This window comes from Kitasatospora sp. NPDC004531 (genome assembly GCF_053602195.1).
This window is the reverse complement of record NZ_JBSGDD010000039.1, coordinates 15,641-34,667: the sequence shown is the minus strand read 5'-3', so window position 1 is coordinate 34,667 and position 19,027 is coordinate 15,641. Positions and strand designations below refer to the sequence as shown.

General features: G+C 73.5%; 16 protein-coding genes. 9 read left to right on the top strand and 7 right to left on the bottom strand.

Going from position 1 to position 19,027, the window contains the following annotated elements:
- The first annotated feature begins 38 nt into the window (after positions 1 to 38).
- From ACWEMJ_RS17775 to ACWEMJ_RS17765, 3 genes are all read left to right on the top strand, one after another.
- Entirely contained in the window at positions 39 to 1,157 is a 1,119-nt protein-coding gene (locus tag ACWEMJ_RS17775) for a rhodanese-like domain-containing protein (protein WP_452137986.1), read from the top strand.
- 98 nt (positions 1,158 to 1,255) lie between these two features.
- Positions 1,256 to 3,397 (top strand): FUSC family protein, encoded by a 2,142-nt coding sequence (locus tag ACWEMJ_RS17770; RefSeq protein WP_452137985.1) that lies wholly within the window; start codon positions 1,256 to 1,258, stop codon positions 3,395 to 3,397.
- A complete protein-coding gene (locus tag ACWEMJ_RS17765; protein ID WP_452137984.1) occupies positions 3,394 to 4,077 on the top strand; it encodes a TrmH family RNA methyltransferase in 684 nt (227 codons plus the stop codon). The genes ACWEMJ_RS17770 and ACWEMJ_RS17765 overlap by 4 nt, the downstream gene beginning before the upstream one ends.
- 7 nt (positions 4,078 to 4,084) lie before the next feature.
- On the opposite strand, the gene ACWEMJ_RS17760 is transcribed toward ACWEMJ_RS17765, so the two are convergent.
- The 5 genes from ACWEMJ_RS17760 to paaN form a co-directional block, all read right to left on the bottom strand.
- Positions 4,085 to 5,350 carry a peptidoglycan-binding protein gene (locus tag ACWEMJ_RS17760; protein ID WP_452137983.1) on the bottom strand — a complete coding sequence of 422 codons (1,266 nt, stop codon included), beginning with the start codon at positions 5,348 to 5,350 and terminating at the stop codon, positions 4,085 to 4,087.
- Positions 5,351 to 5,547: 197 nt separating this feature from the next.
- Positions 5,548 to 6,633, bottom strand: coding sequence for an XRE family transcriptional regulator (locus ACWEMJ_RS17755; RefSeq protein WP_452137982.1), 1,086 nt, complete (start codon positions 6,631 to 6,633; stop codon positions 5,548 to 5,550).
- 238 nt (positions 6,634 to 6,871) lie between these two features.
- The gene (locus tag ACWEMJ_RS17750) at positions 6,872 to 9,040 is read right to left on the bottom strand and encodes a protease pro-enzyme activation domain-containing protein (protein ID WP_452137981.1); all 2,169 of its coding nucleotides are present in this window, start codon (positions 9,038 to 9,040) and stop codon (positions 6,872 to 6,874) included.
- Positions 9,041 to 9,210: 170 nt separating this feature from the next.
- Positions 9,211 to 10,692 (bottom strand): FAD-dependent monooxygenase, encoded by a 1,482-nt coding sequence (locus tag ACWEMJ_RS17745; RefSeq protein WP_452137980.1) that lies wholly within the window; start codon positions 10,690 to 10,692, stop codon positions 9,211 to 9,213.
- Between the two features lie 259 nt (positions 10,693 to 10,951).
- Positions 10,952 to 12,643, bottom strand: a complete 1,692-nt coding sequence (gene paaN, locus ACWEMJ_RS17740; protein WP_452137979.1) for a phenylacetic acid degradation protein PaaN — start codon at positions 12,641 to 12,643, stop codon at positions 10,952 to 10,954.
- 332 nt (positions 12,644 to 12,975) lie between these two features.
- Between paaN and ACWEMJ_RS17735 the strand changes: the two genes are divergently transcribed.
- From ACWEMJ_RS17735 to ACWEMJ_RS17725, 3 genes are read left to right on the top strand one after another with little or no spacing between them, the layout of a single operon-like run.
- Complete coding sequence (locus ACWEMJ_RS17735; protein WP_452137978.1) at positions 12,976 to 13,332, top strand: hypothetical protein; 357 nt, start codon at positions 12,976 to 12,978, stop codon at positions 13,330 to 13,332.
- Between the two features lie 42 nt (positions 13,333 to 13,374).
- Positions 13,375 to 13,641 (top strand): hypothetical protein, encoded by a 267-nt coding sequence (locus ACWEMJ_RS17730; protein ID WP_452137977.1) that lies wholly within the window; start codon positions 13,375 to 13,377, stop codon positions 13,639 to 13,641.
- Entirely contained in the window at positions 13,623 to 13,907 is a 285-nt protein-coding gene (locus ACWEMJ_RS17725) for a hypothetical protein (RefSeq protein ID WP_452137976.1), read from the top strand. Before ACWEMJ_RS17730 ends, ACWEMJ_RS17725 begins: the two co-directional genes overlap by 19 nt.
- 24 nt (positions 13,908 to 13,931) lie before the next feature.
- Here the strand turns inward: ACWEMJ_RS17725 and ACWEMJ_RS17720 are convergent, their stop codons facing one another.
- On the bottom strand, positions 13,932 to 15,020 hold the full coding sequence (locus ACWEMJ_RS17720) for a hypothetical protein (protein WP_452137975.1): 1,089 nt from the start codon (positions 15,018 to 15,020) through the stop codon (positions 13,932 to 13,934).
- 597 nt (positions 15,021 to 15,617) lie between these two features.
- Here ACWEMJ_RS17720 and ACWEMJ_RS17715 point away from each other — a divergent pair.
- Positions 15,618 to 16,202: a TetR/AcrR family transcriptional regulator gene (locus ACWEMJ_RS17715; protein ID WP_452137974.1), complete on the top strand. Its 585-nt coding sequence runs from the start codon at positions 15,618 to 15,620 to the stop codon at positions 16,200 to 16,202.
- Positions 16,203 to 16,253: 51 nt separating this feature from the next.
- Here ACWEMJ_RS17715 and ACWEMJ_RS17710 read toward each other — a convergent pair whose 3' ends face one another.
- Positions 16,254 to 16,721 (bottom strand): Lrp/AsnC family transcriptional regulator, encoded by a 468-nt coding sequence (locus ACWEMJ_RS17710; RefSeq protein ID WP_400891991.1) that lies wholly within the window; start codon positions 16,719 to 16,721, stop codon positions 16,254 to 16,256.
- A 147-nt stretch (positions 16,722 to 16,868) separates the two neighbouring features.
- On the opposite strand from ACWEMJ_RS17710, the gene pdhA reads away from it, so the two are divergent.
- Both pdhA and ACWEMJ_RS17700 read left to right on the top strand, forming a co-directional pair.
- Positions 16,869 to 18,020, top strand: a complete 1,152-nt coding sequence (gene pdhA, locus ACWEMJ_RS17705; protein WP_452137973.1) for a pyruvate dehydrogenase (acetyl-transferring) E1 component subunit alpha — start codon at positions 16,869 to 16,871, stop codon at positions 18,018 to 18,020.
- A complete protein-coding gene (locus ACWEMJ_RS17700) occupies positions 18,017 to 19,024 on the top strand; it encodes an alpha-ketoacid dehydrogenase subunit beta (RefSeq protein WP_452137972.1) in 1,008 nt (335 codons plus the stop codon). The genes pdhA and ACWEMJ_RS17700 overlap by 4 nt, the downstream gene beginning before the upstream one ends.
- The last annotated feature ends 3 nt before the right edge of the window (positions 19,025 to 19,027 follow it).

Genomic DNA, 19,027 nt, shown 5'->3' with positions numbered 1-19,027 from the left:
CCATCGGGGGGTGTGGCGGCCCCGGTAGGGTTGCCCGGGTGAGCGTACCGAGCGTCGAGGTGTGGGCGGATCCGGAGCGGCAGGAGCTGGAGGAGCGGGTCGCGGCGGCCGAGCTGGCCTGGCTGACCCTGGACGTGGACGTGGCCACCCTGCGGGTGGAGATCGACAACTTCGCCCTGGCCCACCACCAGCTGCTCGGCCCGCTGTACGCCGAGCTGGACGAGCTGGACGCGCTGATCGCCGAGGCGACGGCGGCGCTCAGCGGCGACCCGGAGGACCTGCGGCGGGCCCGCGAGGCCCGCGAGCGGGTCGAGCCCGTCGAGCAGCGCGGCCCCCGCGAGGGCGAGCCGGAGGCCCGCCGGGTGCGGCCCGACAAGGACGCCCAGCGGGTCTACCGCGAACTGGCCCGCCGCGCCCACCCCGACCTGTCCACCGACCCGGCCGAGCAGCGGCGCCGCTCCGCGTTCATCGCCCGCGTCAACGAGGCGTACGCGCTGGCCGACACCGAAGGGCTGGAACGGCTCGCCGAGGAGTGGTCCACCGACCCGGAGTCCGCGCCCGCCGTCGACTCCCCCGACCGGCTGGCCTGGCTGCGCCAGCGCCTGGAGTGGCTGACCGGCCGGATCACCGCGCTCGCCACCGAGCGGGTCCGGCTGGAGCGCACCCCGATGGGCGAACTGCTGCTGCTGCGCCCCGACGAGCCGGAGCGCCTGCTGGAGGACCTCGCCGAACAGCTGCTGGCCACCGCCGCCGACCGGCAGGCCAGGCTGGCCGCGCTGCTGCCCGACAATGGCCCGAACGAATCGCCCCGACCCCAGGAGACCGCCCCGATGTTCGCTCAGCTGCCCACCACCGACGCCGCCTCGGTGCCCGCCGACGCCGCCCTGCTCGACGTCCGCGAGCAGGACGAGTGGGACGCCGGCCACGTGGACGGTGCGCTGCACATCCCGATCGGCCAGGTGGTGGCCCGCCTCGACGAGCTGCCCGAGGGCCGGCTGTACGTGCTGTGCCGGGTCGGCGGCCGCTCCGCGCAGGTGGTGCAGTACCTGGTCGGCTCCGGCCGGGACGCGGTGAACGTGGACGGCGGCATGTACGCCTGGGAGGCCGCCGGGCGTCCGATGGTCAGCAGCGACGGCCGGGACGCCTTCGTCCTGTAGCGGCGTCCCTGCCCCGCCCGTTTCGGCCCGCCGGGGCGCCGCCGGCGGTGCAGCGCGCGCTGCCGGGCCGGGGGCGGAAAAGTCGATAAGCTCCCGCTATGTCCTGGTTCACGGCCTTGCGCGACACCGCGAAGGCCGGGCTGACCGTGGACTTCTCGCTCACCAACCCGCGCCGTTCGCTGCGGGCCGCGGTCGCCGCCGCGCTGGTGATCTTCCCGACGATGGCGATCTACGGGCCCGCGCACGCCGCCTCGGCCGCGATGGGCGCGTTCATCGCCGGAGTGGCGACCTTCCAGCGCTCGTTCCGGCCGCGCGCCTCGCTGGCCCTGGTGGCGGGCGCCGGGCTGGGCGCGTCCACCTTCCTCGGCTACCTCGCGGTGGGCATCCCCGGCGCGTTCCCGGTGCTGCTCGCGCTGTGGGCGTTCGGGGCCGGGATGGCCTGGGCGGTCAGCCCGACCGCCGGGGTGGTCTCCGCCAACACGCTGTCCGTGATGCTGGTGGTGGTGCAGCTGCCGGTGTCGGTGTCCGCCGCGCTCGGCCACGCCGTGCTCTGCTCGGTCGGCGGCGGCGTGCAGGCGCTGGTGGTCACGCTGTGGCCGATCGACAGCTGGCGGGCGCAGCGCGACGCGCTCGCCGACATCTACGCCGGGCTCGGCGACTACGCCCGCAGCCTGCGCCACGACCCGGTGGCGCACGTCGACCCGGAGCCGTTCATCGTCGCCCGGCAGGCCGCCCGGCTGACCCCCCGGCAGGCCCGCCGCCGCCCCCCGGAGCTGCGCGGGCTGCGGACGACCGCCGAACGCATCCGGCCCGCGCTGGCCGCGCTCGCCGACCCGCGGGTGGGCGCCGCCGAGGAGGGCCCGGAACGCGACCGGGCCCGCGAGGTGCTGGCCGCCGCCGCCGACGTGCTGGACGCGCTGGCCCGGGCGATCCGCACCGGCGAGGCGGTGCGGCTGCCCCGCGACACCCCCGGCCTGGCGCTGGCCCGCCCCGGCACCGGCAGCGGCGAGGACCTGCTGCGCGGCGGCGCCCGCCGCTCCGCGCGCCGGCTGTCGCAGCTGCTCGGCCGGGCCGCTGACCGGCTCGACCGGCAGGACCGGGCCACCGTCCCGTCCCGCACCGACACCGGCCTGCGCCGGCCCTCGCTGGCCAAGGTGGCCCCGGCGGCGCTGGCCACCGTCGGGCGGCAGCTGCACCAGCACTCGGCGATCTTCCACCACGCGGTCCGGATGTCGGCCGTGGTGACCTCCGCCTACCTGGCGGCCCGGCTGCTGGGCATCGAGCACGGCTACTGGGCGCCGATGGCCTCCGCCATGGTGATGCGCCCCGACTTCGCGCAGACCTTCAGCCGCGGCGTCGCCCGGGTCGCCGGCACCGTCGGCGGCGTGCTGGTGTCCACCGCCGTGGTGCAGGTGTTCGAGCCCAACGACTGGGTGCTGGCCGGGCTCGCGGTGGCCGCGATGGGCCTGTCGTACATGATGCTGAGCACCGGGTACGCGCTGCTGACGGCCGCGATCTCCTCCTACGTGGTGTTCCTGCTCGGCCTCCAGCCCGGCGAGCCGCTGCGGCTGGCCGTCGACCGGGTGGCGATGACGCTGCTCGGCGGCGCGGTCGCGCTCGGCGCGTACGCGCTGTTCCCGACCTGGCAGACCGCCCGGCTGCCGGAGCGGCTGGCCGAGTGGCTGGCCGCCGCCGGGCGCTACGCCGCCGCCGTGTTCACCGCGTACGGCGAGCCGGCCGGCGGGCAGGCCGAACAGGACGTCCGGGCCGCGCTGCTGGACGTGCGGGAGTCCCGCAGCGAGATGCTCGCCGCGCTGGACCGGGCCGAGCTGGAACCCGTGCACCACTTCGCCAAGGCGCCGGAACTCACCCGCAAGCAGTTCGACCGGGCCCGCTCCGCCGTCGGCATGCTGGACCGCTCCGTCGTCCTGCTGGAGGCCCACCTGCCCGCCGAGGACGCCCCGCCGCTGCCCGGCGCCGGCGCGTTCGGCGAGGAGCTGCGGGACGCCACCGCGATCGCCGCCGCCGCGATCCTGCTTGGCCAGGACGTCGACTTCTCCGCGCTGCGCGAAGCCCACCGCAGCTGGGACTACCTGCTGGCGTCGCTGCCCCGGGACGAGGAGATCGACGTCACCCGGGCCGGGGCCCGGCTGGTCATGCAGGCGCTCACCGAGCTGGAGAAGTCCGTGCGGACGCGCCCGCAGCAGGCCCGGGAGGAGCCCGTACCCTCGAAGGCGTGAGCGACACCTCGGTGCCCCAGCAGGGCGAGCAGTACGACGACTTCGCGGGGCTCCCCGACGACCGTGAGATCGGCGTCGGACCGCACCCCGAGCCGTGGCCCGACGACCCCCGGCTCGACCCCGAGCTGCTCGCCGCCGGCGACCGGCGCAACGTCACCGACCAGTACCGCTACTGGCGGCACGAGGCGATCGTCGCCGACCTGGACACCCGGCGGCACGGCTTCCACGTCGCGGTGGAGAACTGGCAGCACGACTTCAACATCGGCTCCGTGGTGCGCACCGCCAACGCCTTCCTCGCCGAGGAGGTGCACATCGTCGGGCGGCGGCGCTGGAACCGGCGCGGGGCCATGGTCACCGACCGCTACCAGCACGTCCGCCACCACGGCTCGGTGGCCTCGCTGGCCGCCTACGCCGCCGAACGCGGACTGCCGATCATCGGCATCGACAACCTGCCCGGCGCGGTGCCGCTGGAGACCTACCCGCTGCCCGAGCGCTGCGTGCTGCTGTTCGGGCAGGAGGGCCCCGGGCTGACCGACGAGGCCTGGGAGCACTCGGCGGCGGTCTGCTCGATCGCGCAGTTCGGCTCCACCCGCTCCATCAACGCCGGGGCGGCCGCCGCGATCGCCATGCACGCGTGGGTGCGGGAGCACGCCGCCGTCGGCGCGCTCCCGCGGGTCTGATCCCCGCTCAGGAGAACAGCAGCTTCCAGGTGTGCGGGCCCGGGTAGCCGTCCGCCTCCGCGCCGCTCCAGCCCTGGGCGCGCTGGAACGCCTCGGTGGCCCGGCGGTCGGCCTCGCCCCAGGCGGGGCCGGGGCCCTCCCGGTAGGAGCCGCCGAAGCCCTTTTGCACCAACTGCCGCCCCAGCTGCGTCACCCAGTCGTTCACCTGGCCGGGCCTGAACTTGTCCGCGCCCGGGAACGGCGGCGGGCCCTGCACCGGGGGCGGCGGTGCCGGGGTGCCGCCGGCGGCCGGGATGTCCTTGCCCTTGTGGTGGACCAGGAAGTCCCAGGTGTCCTTGCCCGGGTAGCCGTCCGCCTCCGCGCCCCGCCAGCCCTGGGCCAGCTGGAACGCCTCGGTGGCCCGGCGGTCCGCGTCGCCCCAGTCCGGGCTCGGCCCCTCCTTGTAGAACCGGCCGCCGCCGCGCTCCACCAGCATCCGCCCCAGCCGGGTCACGTCGTCGTTGACCTTGCCCGGCCCGAACCTGTCCGCCCCGGGGAAGGCGTCGCCGCCGGGCGCCGGCGCGCTCAACCCCTTGTAGCGGTAAGGCTGGTAGCTGTTCGCGTTGTGCCAGTACGCGTACGGGGTGCTGCGCTCGGTGGTGCCCGGGCGGGTCTGCTCCAGCGCCGTGTACTTGGTGCGCGAGCCGTCCACCCAGCCGCCGAACAGCACCGCGTGCGAGCCGCCCTGCGGGTCGTTCGCGTTGTTGTAGATCAGTACGTCGCCCAGCTGGAGGTCGTCCTTCGAGATCCGGTCGGCGAAGTCCGGCAGCGTCCAGGTGGTCTGACTGCTGCCCAGGCCCCAGGCCATCGACACGAAGCCGGAACAGTCCTGCCGGTAACCGTCCGACCAGTACTTCGACATGCTGTACGGGACCTTCTGGTCCACCCAGCCCTGCGCCCGCCGCATGATCTCCGACCGGGTGGTGGCCGGCTGCGCCGCCGCCGACCGGTGGGACGCCGGCGGCCGGCCGAACAGGCCGGCGACCTCGCCCTGCGGCGAGTCCGCCGTCTGCGGGCCGCTGTCGGTGCGGGGCGCGGCGGCGGCTATCGAGGACACCGCCCCGCCGCCCAGCACGCTGCCGACGGCGGCGAGCAGCACCGCCGCCCGCCGCGCGCCGCGGGCCTGGACGGTGACGCCGCGACCGGACCGGACCGCGAGGTGCCGTGCCCGGCGGCGGGCGGTGCAGCCGCCGCAGACACAGGACTCGTCCGGTTCGACATCGCTGAACTCCATCAGCACGGGAGGGACCTGCCTTTCCTCGGTGAGTGGGTCTCACATTTCACGGAGGTAGCAGTACGGACCACCTGATGGGCGGTCGGACTGGGCAGAACGGGTGAACGGTGCGACGGGTCTGCGGCGTGGCGTCGGATGACGGGCAGTCAGGCTGTGCGGAGGTGGCGGGCTGTCAGGGGTCGGGAGAAGCGGCGGGGTTACTCCCACTGCCAGCGGATGCCCACCTGGCCGGGCTGCTGGTCGGCGGTGAGGACGTGGGCGCTGGCGGAGGCCCCGATCCAGAGGGGTTCGCGGTGGCGGTCGGTCTCGGCGCCGGGGGTGCGGTCGTAGCGCTCGCACTGGACGGGGACGGCGGCGGGGTCGAAGTGGACCTGGAGGACGTATTCCCGGACGGGGCCCGCGAAGAACCGGCCGTAGTCGGTGGTCGGAGCGGACTCGGGGACCTGCACCTCGTACTCGAGGACGGTGGAGTCGCCGAGCGCGAGCGGACGGTCGAGGAGGAGTTCGGCGACCAGCAGGCCGATCTGCGGGCGGCGGCGGACCCGGCCGAGGCGGGCGTGCCGGACGTTGGTGATCTCGGGGCAGGTGTCCATGCCCTCGTCGGACTTGTGCACCACGACGTGCCGGGTGACGCCGTCCACGGTGGCGCGGACCACCTGGCGCATCCGCAGCAGGTGGCCGCGGCGGGAGGCGTCGACGTAGTAGGCGTCGTGGATGGACTGCCGCTCCAACTGCCCGGCGGGCGGGGCGTCGAGTTCCGCGAACACCTCGCCGAGCTCGGTCTGGCCGGGCCAGACCTGTTCGACCCGCAGGCCGTCGGGGGCCGGGACCTGGGCGACCCAGCGGCCGCGCGGGCGCGGCGGGCCGAGCAGCGAGGTGAGGGCGGTGTGGCGCAGGCCGAGGAGCTCTTCGAGCAGGTGGACGGCGCGCAGCGAGGTGGCCCGTTCGGGCTGGCTGCGGCCGCGCCGCCAGTAGCTGAGCGTGGTGACGCTGACCCTGACGCCCTGTTTGGCGAGCGCGGCGCGGATCCGGTCGAGGCTGAGCCCGCTGTGCTCGATGGCGGCGTTGAGCACCTCGGCGAAGCCGCCCGGCGAGCCGGCGGCGGGCACGGCGGGGGCGCCGGGCGCCACGGGTGCGGCGGGCACGGTGGGTGCGGCGGAGGAGCGGCCCGCGGCCGTCGGTCCGGCCGGCGCGGCCGGTCCGGCCGGTGGCCGGTCACCGCCGGCCTCGCGCTGGCCGACCAGGCGGAGCCGGCCGGCGTGCTGTGGTTGCTGTGAGCCCATGCGACACCTTCCCCACCCGGCGGTTTCGGTGGGTTCGCCCCGGCTCCGCGGTGTGTCGGAGGTGCGCCGCCGAGTGTGGGGGAACCCTATGCAGGGTTGAGAGGCTACGTCATCAATCAGGACATATGACAGTGGTCACGACAAGTATTTCGCAGGCCAAGCGAACAGGAAACACTCCTGACACACAGGTGCCGGGAGAACCCGTGAAGGCCCCCCCGGAACCCGCGTTGATCGGAAGTCAGGAGACGGTCAGCGCGGTGTCGTCGATCACGAAACCGGTCTGCAGCGAGGAGTCCTCGACGCCGTTGAATTTCACGGTGACGGTCTGTCCGGCGTAGCCGGACAGGTCGAGGGTCTTCTGCACGTATCCGGTGTTCTTGTCGAGGTTGGAGTACGTGGCGACCGAGGCGCCGTTGACCGACACGGTGAGCTTGTCGTAGGCGGTGGTGCCGGTCTCGGCGGTGTCGACGTGCAGCCAGAAGCTCAGCGACGCCTTGCAGCCGGCCGGGATCGCCACCGTCTGGGCGAGGGAGTCGGTGTGGGCCGAGCCGTAGCCGTCCAGCCAGGCCTTCCAGGAGCCGCTGTGGGCGGCCTCGGAGGCGGAGTTGTCGACCACGCCGGTGCTGGTGGTCCAGGGGCTCGCGGTGCCGGTCTCGAAGCCGGGGTTGCCAAGCAGCTGCGCGGCGGTGCAGCCGCCGGTGGGCGGCGGCGGGGTGGTGCCGCCGGTGCCGAGCAGGGCGTTGGTCAGGCCGTCGGCGATCGGGGTGCCCCAGCCGGTGACCTGGTCGTAGCCGGCCTTGGTGGAGAAGTCCTGGTTCGCGCCGGTGGTGACGTCGTGCAGGGCGGTGCCGTACGAGCTGCCGTTGGCGACCGTGTACAGCTTCGGGTTGACCTCGCCGAGCACGGGCTTGGACGCGGCCCTGGCCTTCTGGTTGTACAGCGCGGCGTAGCCGGACCACAGCGGGGCGGCGGCGGAGGTGCCGCCGTAGACCTGCCAGCCGGGGGTGCTGCTGCCCTGGGTGTAGATCGCGAAGCCGCTGTTCGGGTCGGCGTTGGAGGAGATGTCGGGCACGGTGCGCATGGTGCCGGTGACGTTGGTGCCGGTCTGCCAGCTCGGCTTGGCGAACTGGGTGGAGACGCCGCCGCCGGCGGTGCTCCAGGCGCTCTCCGAACTGTACGTGGTGCCGGAGACCTTCAGGTTGGTGCCGCCGACGCCGGTGTTGTACGGGCTGGAGGCGGGGAAGTCCACGGCCTTGACGCCGGAGCCCGAGGTGGAGCGGGTGCAGTCGCGGGAGCCGTCGTCGCCGGACGCCGAGAAGATCGATATGCCCTGGGCGGCGGCCTGCTTGAAGGAGTTGTTCACCGCCGTCATCGAGGAGGCGGTGGTGTCCGGCTCGCAGGAGCCCCAGGAGATGGAGATGACCTGGGCCCGGTTGTCCGAGACGATCTTGGCGGCCATGTCGATCTCGCCCTGGTCGCTGTTGGGCGCCTCGTAGATCAGCTGGGTGGCCTTGGGGGCGACGCCGCGCACGATCTCCGAGTCCAGCTCGACCTCGCCCTGGCCGCCGCCCGGCTTCGAGTCGTAGTTCGCGCCGTCCACCGACACGGTGCTGACCGCCGGGCCGGACAGGCCGAACTGGCTGTCGTAGGTGGTCAGGTTGGAGGCCTTGTAGCCGTCGAACTCCCAGAGCGCCACGGTGCTGCCGGTGCCGTCCGCGCCCAGCTGGTCGAGCCGGTAGGCGCCGTCGTAGGCGGCCGGGCCGAAGCCGCTGGGGGTGGCGTGCGGGACGGCCGCGTCGGGCTCGGCGATCCGGGTGGTGCGCACGGTGTGGTCGTTGAGGCCGCTGACGCCCTCGACCACGCCCGCCAGCGCGGCCGGCACCGAGGCGGCGGCGTCGTTGGCGAAGAAGGTCCGGTCGCCCTGCTGCGGGTCGCGGTACGTCGACTCGTGGGTGCCGAACGCGGCGGCGACCTGCGCGGCCGAACCGGTGGCGTTCACCACCTGGCGGTTGTCGCTCACCGAGTCGACCTTCAGGCCCTGCGCGGTGAGGAACGCGCGCACCTGGTCCACGTCGGCCCGGGTCGGACCGAAGCGCTCGGTGAACTGCGCGGGCGTCAGATAGTGCCCGAATTCCGCGGTGCCGGGCGTGCCGACCGCGGCGAGGAAGCGGTCCAGTTCGGCGGTGTCGCGCAGTCTCAGGCTGACGGCCACGGATATCTGCCGGTCGGCCGGGACGTCTCCCTGCTTGTGGGAGCGCGCCACCGCCGGGGTGACGGTCTGCGGCAGCGCCACCCGGGCACTGGCGTTGGGGGTCGGCGCCGCCTGGGCGGTGCCGACGCCCAACGAGACGGCGGTCAGGGGAAGAACAGCCAGGGCTGCGGCAAGGGCGAGCGAGCGGGGTCGCACGGGCTCCTCCGGAAGTCTGGGGGCGTTCCGGTTTTCGAAAACGCTCGCCAGAAATCTTTCAGAGGGCTCACAGGAATAGGCCCATGCCTGGGCAATTGCTTACTAAAGAACAGTCAACTGTGGAACGGGGGCGCACCTTCTGTGAATGAACAGAATGCCGACTCCGTAATTCACTGAATATCGGGGCGGCCCAGCCAGTGGCTGAGCGCGGCCCGCAGTTCGCCCCTGGTCGGGTCGACGCAGGCCCAGGCCGCGTAGCCGTCCGGGCGGACCAGCAGCACGGTGTCGCGCAGCTTGCCGTGCGGGTCGGCGGGGGCGGCGGTGACCACCCGCTCGGCCCAGGAGTCGGCCACCGACAGCTCGTCGTTGCTGATCAGCACGGCCTTCCCGGCCCGCAGCGCCTCGTGCAGCCGGGACGGGCCGCCGGGCACGTCCACCGCCAGGCGCAAATCCGGGACGCGGCGGCCGGCCAGCGGGTGGGCGCCCTTCTCGGCGGGGTAGCCGTAGCCGATGCCGGAGACCTGCTTGGCGCCCAGCTCGGCCAGCGGGCCCAGGTGCCCGGCGGCGCCGAGCGCCGAGCGCAGCGCCCGGGCGGGGGCGTGCCGGCCGAGGGCGAGCCGGACCAGGGCGCCGGAGCTGCGCAGCACCGCCCGGCCGACGGGGTGCCGCTCGGTCTGGTAGGTGTCCAGCAGCGCGTCGGGAGCCCAGCCCCGGACGGCGGCGACCAGCTTCCAGCCGAGGTTGGCGGCGTCCTGCAGGCCGGTGTTCATGCCCTGGCCGCCGGCCGGGGAGTGGCAGTGCGCGGCGTCGCCGGCCAGGAACACCCGGCCGGAGCGGTAGCTGGTGGCCTGGCGTTCGTCGCTGTGGAAGCGCGACGTCCAGCGGGCCTCGGCCAGCCCGAGGTCGCGTCCGGTCACCTCGCGGAGCAGGTCGGCGAGTTCGGCGAGCACCACCGGCTCGGAGTCGGGCACCTGGTGGTCGCGGTCCCAGCCGATCGCGCGGTGCCAGCCGTCGCCGTAGGAGGCCAGGAAGACGAAGCCGCGCTCGCCCGCGCCGGCCGTCAGCGGCTCCTCGGGCTGGTGCTCCAGGCGGACGTCGGCCAGCATCACCGAGCGGACCACCGACTCGCCGGGGAACGGGATGCCCAGCAGGTCGCGCACCGCGGAGTGCACGCCGTCCGCGCCGACCGCGTAGCGCGAGCGCAGCCGCTGCTCGCCCTCGGCGGTGCGGACGGTCAGCGTGACGCCCTCCGCGTCCTGCCGCAGGCCGGTCAGCTCGGTGCCGCGGCGCAGGTCCGCGCCTGCCTTGACGGCCCGTTCGCGCAGCACCCGTTCGGTGTTGGACTGCGGGGTGACCAGCACGAACGGGAACCGGGTGGGCAGCGCGGAGAAGTCCGCCCGGAGCCGGCCGAAGGCCTGCAGGGAGGTCATCGTCCGGCCGGTGGCGATCAGCTCGTCGGCCAGGCCCCGGGCGTCCAGCAGCTCCAGGGTGCGGGCGTGCACGGCGAACGCCCTGGTCAGGTTGGACTCCTCGGCGCGCTTGTCGACCACGGTCACCCGCAGTCCGGCCGCCGCCAGGTCGCCGGCCAGCAGCAGGCCGGTCGGGCCGGCCCCGACCACCAGCACATCGGCGGTGAACTCCGTCTCGGACATCCCGTCTCTCCCGTCGTCATCCCTCGTCGGCCGGTGGTCAACTGGCCGGATTCCCACGGCTTCCGGGCCCTCGGCGCACTCTCGGACTGCCATCATCGCGGGCCCGTCGGAGGCTGTGAACCTCCTTCCCGCGACTCGGCCCGTGGAGAGCGTGCTACCCGGGCAGGGCGAGCGGCACTCGTCGCGGGGGCGCGCGCCCGCAGGTACGACGCAGCGGGCCCGGACGACCGTCCGGGCCCGCTGCGTGGTGCGGCCGCGGCTACTTGCGGATCTCCACGGTGCGGAACCGGTTGGCGACGAACGCGGCGTCGCAGTACGCCGAGTTGGCGGCCGGGTTGGCGCCGGTGCCGTGCAGGTCGGAGAAGGCCGCGGTCTGGTTGACGTACACGCCGCCGGTGAGGTTCAGCGACAGCGAGACACCGGCGTCCAGGCAGGCCTCGATCAGGGCGGTCTCGACCTCGGCGTCGGTGGTGTACGCGCCGGCCGTCATCGCGCCGTGCTCGATCGTGGTGCGGCGCAGCAGTTCGACGGCGGCGGCGGTGGACTCCACCGCGACGGCGAACGCGATCGGGCCGAAGCACTCGCCCAGGAAGCGCGCCAGGTCGTCCGGCTTGTCGGCGTCGGCCTTCACCAGGGCGGGCGTGCGGATGGTCGCGCCGGGGAACTCCGGCGAGGTCACCACCCTCGGTGCGAGGGCGAGTTCGCCGAGTTCGCCGCCGGCCGCGGCGGCGCTGCGCTGCAGCACCCCGGGGTTGACCACGGCGCCCAGGATGGCGGCGGCCCGGGCGTCGTCGCCGAGCAGGCCCTCGACGGCGGCGGCCAGGTCGGCCACCACCTGCTCGTAGGAGCGCTCGCCGTCCTCGGTGCGGATGCCGGTGCGGGGGATCAGCAGGTTCTGCGGGGTGGTGCACATCTGGCCGCTGTACAGGCTGAGCGAGAACGCCAGGTTGTTCAGCATGCCGCGGTAGTCGTCGGTGGAGTCGACCACGACGGTGTTCACGCCGGCCTTCTCGGTGTACACCTGCGCCTGGCGGGCGTTCTCCTCCAGCCAGGTGCCGAAGCCGGTGGAGCCGGTGTAGTCGATCAGCTTCACCTCGGGGCGCACCGCCAGCACCTGGGCGATCGCGGAGCCCTCGCGCTCGGCGGCCAGGCAGACCAGGTTCGGGTCGAAGCCGGCCTCGGCGAGCACCTCGCGGGCGATCCGCACCGTCAGCGCCAGCGGCAGCACGGCCCGCGGGTGCGGCTTGACCAGCACGCCGTTGCCGGTGGCCAGCGAGGCGAACAGGCCCGGGTAGCCGTTCCAGGTGGGGAAGGTGTTGCAGCCGATCAGCAGCGCGGTGCCGCGCGGGACGGCGGTGAACTCCTTGGTCATCACCAGCGGGTCGCGCTTGCCCTGCGGCTTGGTCCACTGCGCGGAGCGCGGCAGCCGGGTCTGCTCGGCGTACGCGTACGCCACCGCCTCCACGCCGCGGTCCTGGGCGTGCGGGCCGCCGGCCTGGAAGGCCATGCCGTAGGCCTGGCCGGTGGTGTGCATCACCGCCTGCGCGAACTCGTGCGAGCGGGCGTTGATCCGGGCCAGGATCTCCAGGCAGACCGCGGCGCGCGCGGCCGGACCGGCCTTCGCCCAGGCCGGGCGGGCGGCCTCCAGCGCGGCCAGCAGCGCGTCCGGCTCGGCGTGCGGGTAGGAGACGCCCAGCTCGATCCCGTACGGGGACGCCTCGCCGGTCACCGGCTCGCCGCCGTCGGGGTGGCCCGGCAGCTCGAACTCCCGCCCCAGCAGGGCGTCGAAGGCGGCCTTGCCGTCGGCGGCGGCGCTCTCGCCGTACGCCTTGGGGAACTCCGGGTACGGAGACCAGTAGTCGCGGGACCCGGCCGCGGCCACGGCGCGGTCGAGCGTGTCCTGGTGGCGGGCGATCAGTTCGGCGACCGGCAGGGGGGTCGCAGCGGCCATGGTGCGCTCCTCACGGGGGCGGGGCGGGACACAGCTCAGGGTAACCGAACGATCGGTCGGTGCAAGGGTTCTGCAAAGCCCGGGTGTTCGTCGGCCCGCTGTGGCAGCATCCTTGCCGGTGCCGGCGACCCACGGAAGTGGGCCGCACGGGGAACGGCAACGGGGGAGGGTCTTCGGCATGTCCATCGAGCTTCCGGACGAACTCGTCTGGGTGATGAATCTGATCGGGCTCAACTGGCCCGACATCGACGAGGACGAGCTGCGCGAGTGGGCCTCGCACGTGCGCGAGTTCGCCGACGGACTGCGGGCCGCCCACGACGACACCCACGGCAATGACTGTGAACGCATGGACCTTCTGGGACCTCCCCGGCTGGCGCGAGGACGACCGGCTGCGGTCGTTCTACAAGCACGCGTTCCATCCCGAAGTCGCCTACGAGTTGGACCGCTACAAGGCCGGCGCAAACGACGGCAGCGAGTACTCGGTGAGGCTCCGCAAGAGCCTGGAGTACCTGCTGGAGCAGCAGCCCGCCACCACGAAGAACTGGCTGGCGCTGTCCGGCACCCAGTTCTACGACGAGGGCGAGCTGTACGGGTTCCTGCTCCAGCTCTACGAGTACTTCTACGGCTCCCGGGAGCACCGGCCGCTGCCGCCCGACCCGAGCACCTGGCCGAACGTGGTGGACGAGTGATCCGCCCGGCCCTTTCCCTTCGCACCCTGGAGCCGAACCACCATGCCACTGCGTGACGAATTGCCGCCCCGTACCGGGCCGTGGGCCACCCGGTTCGATTCCGAGGAGGCGCTCGTTCGAGCGGACGACGTGCTGCGGGCGACGGCGCTGCGGGACCACGACCTGATGCCGATCGTCGGCTTCGAGACGCTGTACGGGCCGGACATGACGGTGCGGGCGGCCCAGGCCACCGCGATCGGCATCGACCCCGCGCGTCCGTATTTGGCGGACTCGGGCTGGACGTGGTGGGGGTGGACCGCAGGTTCGTGAACTTCTGCGCCGGTGCGCTCGGTGTGGAGGCGGTCGACGACCTCGGCGAGTTGCGCGAGTCGATCGACCGTGTATGGCCGGACTACCGGGAGACGTTGAAGGCCGGCCTGACGCACATGGTGCAGCAGCGCCCGCTGTCGGTGGAGAAGTGGTACGACCTGACCTACGTGGCCTTCCCCGACCAACAGGAGCTGACGCTCTACCTGGCTCAGGTGTACGCCTACCTGTTCGACGGGTTCCCCGCGATGCCGCTCGCGCCGAACTGATGGGGCGCGAGCGGCGCGGGCGGTCTACGGGATGCCCAGCTGGAAGATGACGTAGCCGGCGTACCAGCCGGAGGAGAGGGCGGCGACGCCGAGGACGGTGGCCAGGTTGCGGAGGCGGACGCGGGCCAGGGCGACGGCGAGGGGGATCAGGAGGGGGAAGATCGGCAGCACGAAGCGGGACAGGGTGCCGAACATCTGCTGGCTGCCGAGCACCATGACCAGGGTGCCGAGGGTGTAGACGACCAGCACCAGCGGCGGGCGCCTGGACATCAGGGACACCAGCAGGATCGGCAGCGAGAGCAGCACCACGACCGCGATCAGGTCCTCGGTGGGGTACGCGAAGAGGTAGTCGGTCTCGCCGCGCAGCACGTTGGTGGCGGCCCGCAGGGTGTAGCGGCCCCAGTCGAAGAAGTGCAGCCAGCCGCCGCGTTGCAGGGTGATGTAGCCGTCGAGGTGGCCCATCCGGTAGCCGACCCAGCCCAGGTAGCCGAGGCAGCCGATCGGCGGCAGCACGATCGCGGTGAGCGGCCCGACCACGCCGTCGCGGCGTTTCCACAGCGCGACGCCGGCGGCCAGCGCCACGCCGGCGATCAGCGGCACCGAGCTGGGCCGGGCCAGGCCCGCCATGAAGGTCACCACGGCGGCGCTCAGCCAGTTGCGGTCGATGACGAAGAAGCAGGCCCAGGCGGCCAGCGCGACGAACACCGACTCCGAGTAGACCGCCCACTCCACGCCGGAGCCCGGGAACGCGGCCCACAGGCCCGCCGCGATCACGCCCGCCCGGTGGCCGTACAGCCGGGACACCACGGCGAAGATGCCGGCCGCGGCGACGAAGGAGGCGACGACCGAGACCAGCATGCCGGAGCCGTACAGGCCGAGGCCGGTGTTCGACACCAGCCGGATCAGGCCCGGGTACATCGGGAAGAACGCGGCGGAATTCTGCTTGATGGTGAAGAAACCCTGCTCGGGAATGAGCTGCGGGTCGTAGCCGAGCTGCGCGACCTTCTCGTACCAGAGGCCGTCCCAGGTGCCGAGCACGTCCCAGGGGTGGACGCCGCCGCCGAAACGCGGGTCGGTGCTGCGGTAGTGGCCGCTGGTTTCCAGCAGCCACATGAAAGCGGCGAATCCGGCGAGTTTCACGGCGCCGAACAGGGCGAGCGCGGGACCGAAACGTCGCGCGGCGGCGCGGAATCCGGAAGCCGGGCCGGAGCCGGTCCCCGGTTCGTCGGCGGTTTCCTCCGGGGCCGGCCCGTGCGCCTCGACGGGGAGCTCCTCCCCGGTCGCGATCCCGCTCTCGGAAGCCGGTGGACGACCCGCCACCCCTTGCCGGACGACACCCACGGGCCGCCTCCGTCCTGTGCGATTTCGGGCCGCCGGGCGCGGCGGTGCGGATAGTGTAAGGCTGCGTCAGGCCTGGCCAAAGGCCTTGCGGGGCTGGTGGGTCGGCCTTCGCGCGGCGTCGCCCGGGCCGCGGCGGAACCATTCCTGGTGGGGGCCGTACCAGCGCCGATCGGGGCGGCCGGCGGCACCGGCGAATCCATGCGCGGAATTCCGGCACGTTTTGGCAAAATCGGCCGGACTTGACCCGCTATTCCTGATCTTTTGCGTCGATTTCGGGCGGCCGGAACTGCCGGTCCGGGCGTTTCGGCGGACGGCCGGGAACCGTACCCCGGCTGACGGGGCGCGGCCCGCGGGGCGATACTCGTTGCCATGGCCGAAAACCTCACGCGCGCCTCCTACACGGTCGAGTCGCTGCTCGCCGTCACGGTGCGGGTCTTCAACGAGCGCGGTTACGACGGCACCTCGATGGAGGACCTGTCCCGGGCCGCGGGGATCTCCAAGTCCTCGATCTACCACCACGTCCGGGGCAAGGAGGAGCTGCTGCGGCTGGCCGTCGGGCGGGCGCTGGACGCGCTGTTCGCGATCCTGGAGGAGCCGGGCGCGGCCGAGGGCCGGCCGGTGGACCGGCTGGAGCACGTGGTGCGGCGCACCGCCGAGGTACTGCTGGCCGAACTGCCGTACGTGACACTGCTGTTGAGGGTGCGCGGGAACACCGCGACCGAGCAGTGGGCGCTGGAGCGGCGGCGCGACTTCGACCACCGGGTCGCCGAGCTGCTGCAGGAGGCCGTCACCGCGGGCGAGCTGCGGGCCGACGTGGAGCCGCGGCTGGCCACCCGGCTGCTGTTCGGCATGATCAACTCGGTGGTCGAGTGGTACCGCCCCGGCCAGCGCGGCGCGGAGGCCCTGCCGGAGGCCGTGGTCCAGCTCGCCTTCGACGGCCTGCGGGCCCGCTGAGCCGGGCTGCGAGCCCGATGGGCCGGCCTGCCAGCCTGCGGGCCCGACTGCTCAGGGGGCGTCCGACGGTATGTGGTCGGTCTCCTCGAAGACCAGCATGGTGCGGGTGCTGAGGACCTGCGGGATCGACTGGATGCTGCCGAGTACCAGCTCGCGCAGTTCGCGGTTGTCGGCGGTGTGGACCAGCATCAGGACGTCGTAGTCGCCGCCGACCAGGGCGATGTGGGCGACGCCGGGCAGTTGCAGCAGCTGCTCGCGGACGGTGCGCCAGGAGTTCTGCACGATGCGCAGCGTGACGTAGGCGGACGCGGCCTGGCCGGCCCGCTCGTGGTCGATCCGGGCGGTGAAGCCGCGGATCACGCCGTCCTCGACCATCCTGGAGATCCGGGCGTAGGCGTTCGCCCGGGAGACGTGCACCCGCTCGGCGACCGAGCGGATCGAGGCGCGACCGTCCTGCCGCAGCAGCCGCAGGATCGAGCGGTCGACCCGGTCGAGTCTGGACACCTGTTCAGCCGACATGGCCCCCCACTCCTCGCGATTGGACGTGCTGGCCCCAGCAGACCGCCCTTTCGGCCGACTGTCCACCGTCTTGACGGGGTTATGGTCAAGATGAACAGACGACCGAACAATCGGTAGGGAGCCCCCACCACCCCGGAGGTGCCCCACATGACCGTCATGGACCACAGGGACCAGGCCGATCCGGACCTGGTGCCCGGCTGGCTGCCCGGCGCCACCGCGCCGCGCACCGACCCCGCCCCGCTGCTGCCGGACGCCGAACCGCTGCGCGTCCTGGGAACCCCCGCCGCGGACAAGGCCGATCCCGCCCTGCTGCGCGAGCTGTACCGTCGGCTGGTCGTCGGCCGCCGCTACAACCAGCAGGCCACCACCCTCACCAAGCAGGGCCGCCTCGCCGTCTACCCCGCGTCCACCGGCCAGGAGGCGTGCCAGACAGCCGCCGCGCTGGCCCTGCGCGAGGACGACTGGCTCTTCCCCTCCTACCGCGACACCCTCGCCGTGGTCTCCCGCGGCGTCGACCCGCTCCAGGCGCTGACCCTGCTGCGCGGCAACGCGCACACCGGCTACGACCCGCGTGCCACCCGCACCGCCCCGCTCTGCACCCCGCTGGCCACCCAGGTCCCGCACGCCGTCGGCCTGGCGCACGCCGCCCGGCTGGCCGGCGACGACATCGTGGCGCTGGCCCTGCTCGGCGACGGCGGCACCAGCGAGGGCGACTTCCACGAGGGCCTGAACTTCGCGGCCGTGCTGCACGCCCCCGTGGTGTTCCTGGTGCAGAACAACGGCTACGCGATCTCCGTCCCGCTGACCCGGCAGTCCGCCGCTCCGACCCTGGCGCACAAGGCCGTCGGCTACGGCATGCCCGGCCGGCTGGTCGACGGCAACGACGCCGCGGCCGTCCACCAGGTGCTCGCCGAGGCCGTCGAACGGGCCCGCGGCGGCGGCGGGCCGACCCTGGTCGAGGCGCTCACCTACCGCGTCGAGGCGCACACCAACGCGGACGACGCCACCCGCTACCGGCAGGCCGAGGAGGTCGCCGCCTGGCAGGCGCACGACCCGATCCGGCTGCTGGAGGACGCGCTGCGCGAGCGCGACCTGCTGGACGAGCAGCTGGTCGCCGACGCCGCCGCGGACGCGGAGGCGCTGGCGGCCCGGATGCGCGCCGAGTTCCACGCCGACCCCGACCTCGACCCGATGTCGCTGTTCGCCCACGTCTACGCCGAACCCACCCAGCAGCTGCGCGAACAGGCCGCGCAGCTGTCCGCCGAGCTGGCCGCGGAGGCCGAGGTGCACACCCGATGACCACCGCCACCCGTGACCGGTCCGGTCTGCGCACCGGCACCATGGCGCAGGCCCTGAACACCGCGCTGCGCGACGCGATGCGCGCCGACACGTCCGTGCACGTCCTCGGCGAGGACGTCGGCGCGCTCGGCGGCGTCTTCCGGATCACCGACGGCCTGACCGCCGAGTTCGGCGCCGACCGCTGCCTGGACACCCCGCTCGCCGAGGCCGGCATCCTCGGCACCGCCGTCGGCATGGCCATGTACGGGCTGCGGCCGGTGGTGGAGATGCAGTTCGACGCCTTCGCCTACCCGGCGATGGAGCAGCTGGTCTCGCACGTCGCCAAGATGCGCAACCGCACCGCCGGCAAGCTCCCGCTGCCGATCACCGTCCGCGTCCCGTACGGCGGCGGCATCGGCGGCGTCGAGCACCACAGCGACGCCTCCGAGGCGTACTACGCGCACACCCCCGGCCTGCACGTGGTCACCCCCGCCACCGTCGCCGACGCGTACGGGCTGCTGCGGGAGGCGATCGCCTCCGACGACCCGGTGGTGTTCCTGGAGCCCAAGCGGCTCTACTGGGGCAAGGCCGAGTGGGACCCGGCGGCGGGCGTCGAGCCGATCGGGAAGGCCGTGCTGCGCCGGCCGGGGACGTCGGCGGTGCTGATCAGCTACGGGCCGTCGCTGCCGGTGTGCCTGGAGGCCGCCGAGGCGGCGAAGGCCGAGGGCTGGGACCTGGCCGTGCTGGACCTGCGCTCGCTGGTGCCGTTCGACGAGGCCACCGCCTGCGAGGTGGTGCGTTCGCTGGGCCGGGCCGTCGTGGTGCACGAGTCCAGCGGCTTCGGCGGGGCCGGCGCGGAGATCGCCGCCCGGCTGACCGAGAAGTGCTTCCACCACCTGGCCGCGCCGGTGCTGCGGGTCACCGGGTTCGACATCCCGTACCCGGCGCCGATGCTGGAGCACCACCACCTGCCCGGGGTGGACCGGATCCTGGACGCCGTCGCCCGGCTGCAGTGGGAGGAGTGATGG

Excerpts from the sequence above, each read along its gene's own strand:
- ACWEMJ_RS17715 (WP_452137974.1), top strand. The coding sequence starts at position 15,618 with ATGGCCGAAAACCTCACGCGCGCCTCCTACACGGTCGAGTCGCTGCTC.
- ACWEMJ_RS17730 (WP_452137977.1), top strand. The coding sequence starts at position 13,375 with ATGCCACTGCGTGACGAATTGCCGCCCCGTACCGGGCCGTGGGCCACC.
- ACWEMJ_RS17745 (WP_452137980.1), bottom strand. The coding sequence starts at position 10,692 with ATGTCCGAGACGGAGTTCACCGCCGATGTGCTGGTGGTCGGGGCCGGC.
- ACWEMJ_RS17735 (WP_452137978.1), top strand. The coding sequence starts at position 12,976 with ATGACTGTGAACGCATGGACCTTCTGGGACCTCCCCGGCTGGCGCGAG.
- paaN (WP_452137979.1), bottom strand. The coding sequence starts at position 12,643 with ATGGCCGCTGCGACCCCCCTGCCGGTCGCCGAACTGATCGCCCGCCAC.
- pdhA (WP_452137973.1), top strand. The coding sequence starts at position 16,869 with ATGACCGTCATGGACCACAGGGACCAGGCCGATCCGGACCTGGTGCCC.
- ACWEMJ_RS17720 (WP_452137975.1), bottom strand. The coding sequence starts at position 15,020 with ATGTGGCTGCTGGAAACCAGCGGCCACTACCGCAGCACCGACCCGCGT.
- ACWEMJ_RS17770 (WP_452137985.1), top strand. The coding sequence starts at position 1,256 with ATGTCCTGGTTCACGGCCTTGCGCGACACCGCGAAGGCCGGGCTGACC.
- ACWEMJ_RS17700 (WP_452137972.1), top strand. The coding sequence starts at position 18,017 with ATGACCACCGCCACCCGTGACCGGTCCGGTCTGCGCACCGGCACCATG.
- ACWEMJ_RS17760 (WP_452137983.1), bottom strand. The coding sequence starts at position 5,350 with ATGGAGTTCAGCGATGTCGAACCGGACGAGTCCTGTGTCTGCGGCGGC.
- ACWEMJ_RS17710 (WP_400891991.1), bottom strand. The coding sequence starts at position 16,721 with ATGTCGGCTGAACAGGTGTCCAGACTCGACCGGGTCGACCGCTCGATC.
- ACWEMJ_RS17755 (WP_452137982.1), bottom strand. The coding sequence starts at position 6,633 with ATGGGCTCACAGCAACCACAGCACGCCGGCCGGCTCCGCCTGGTCGGC.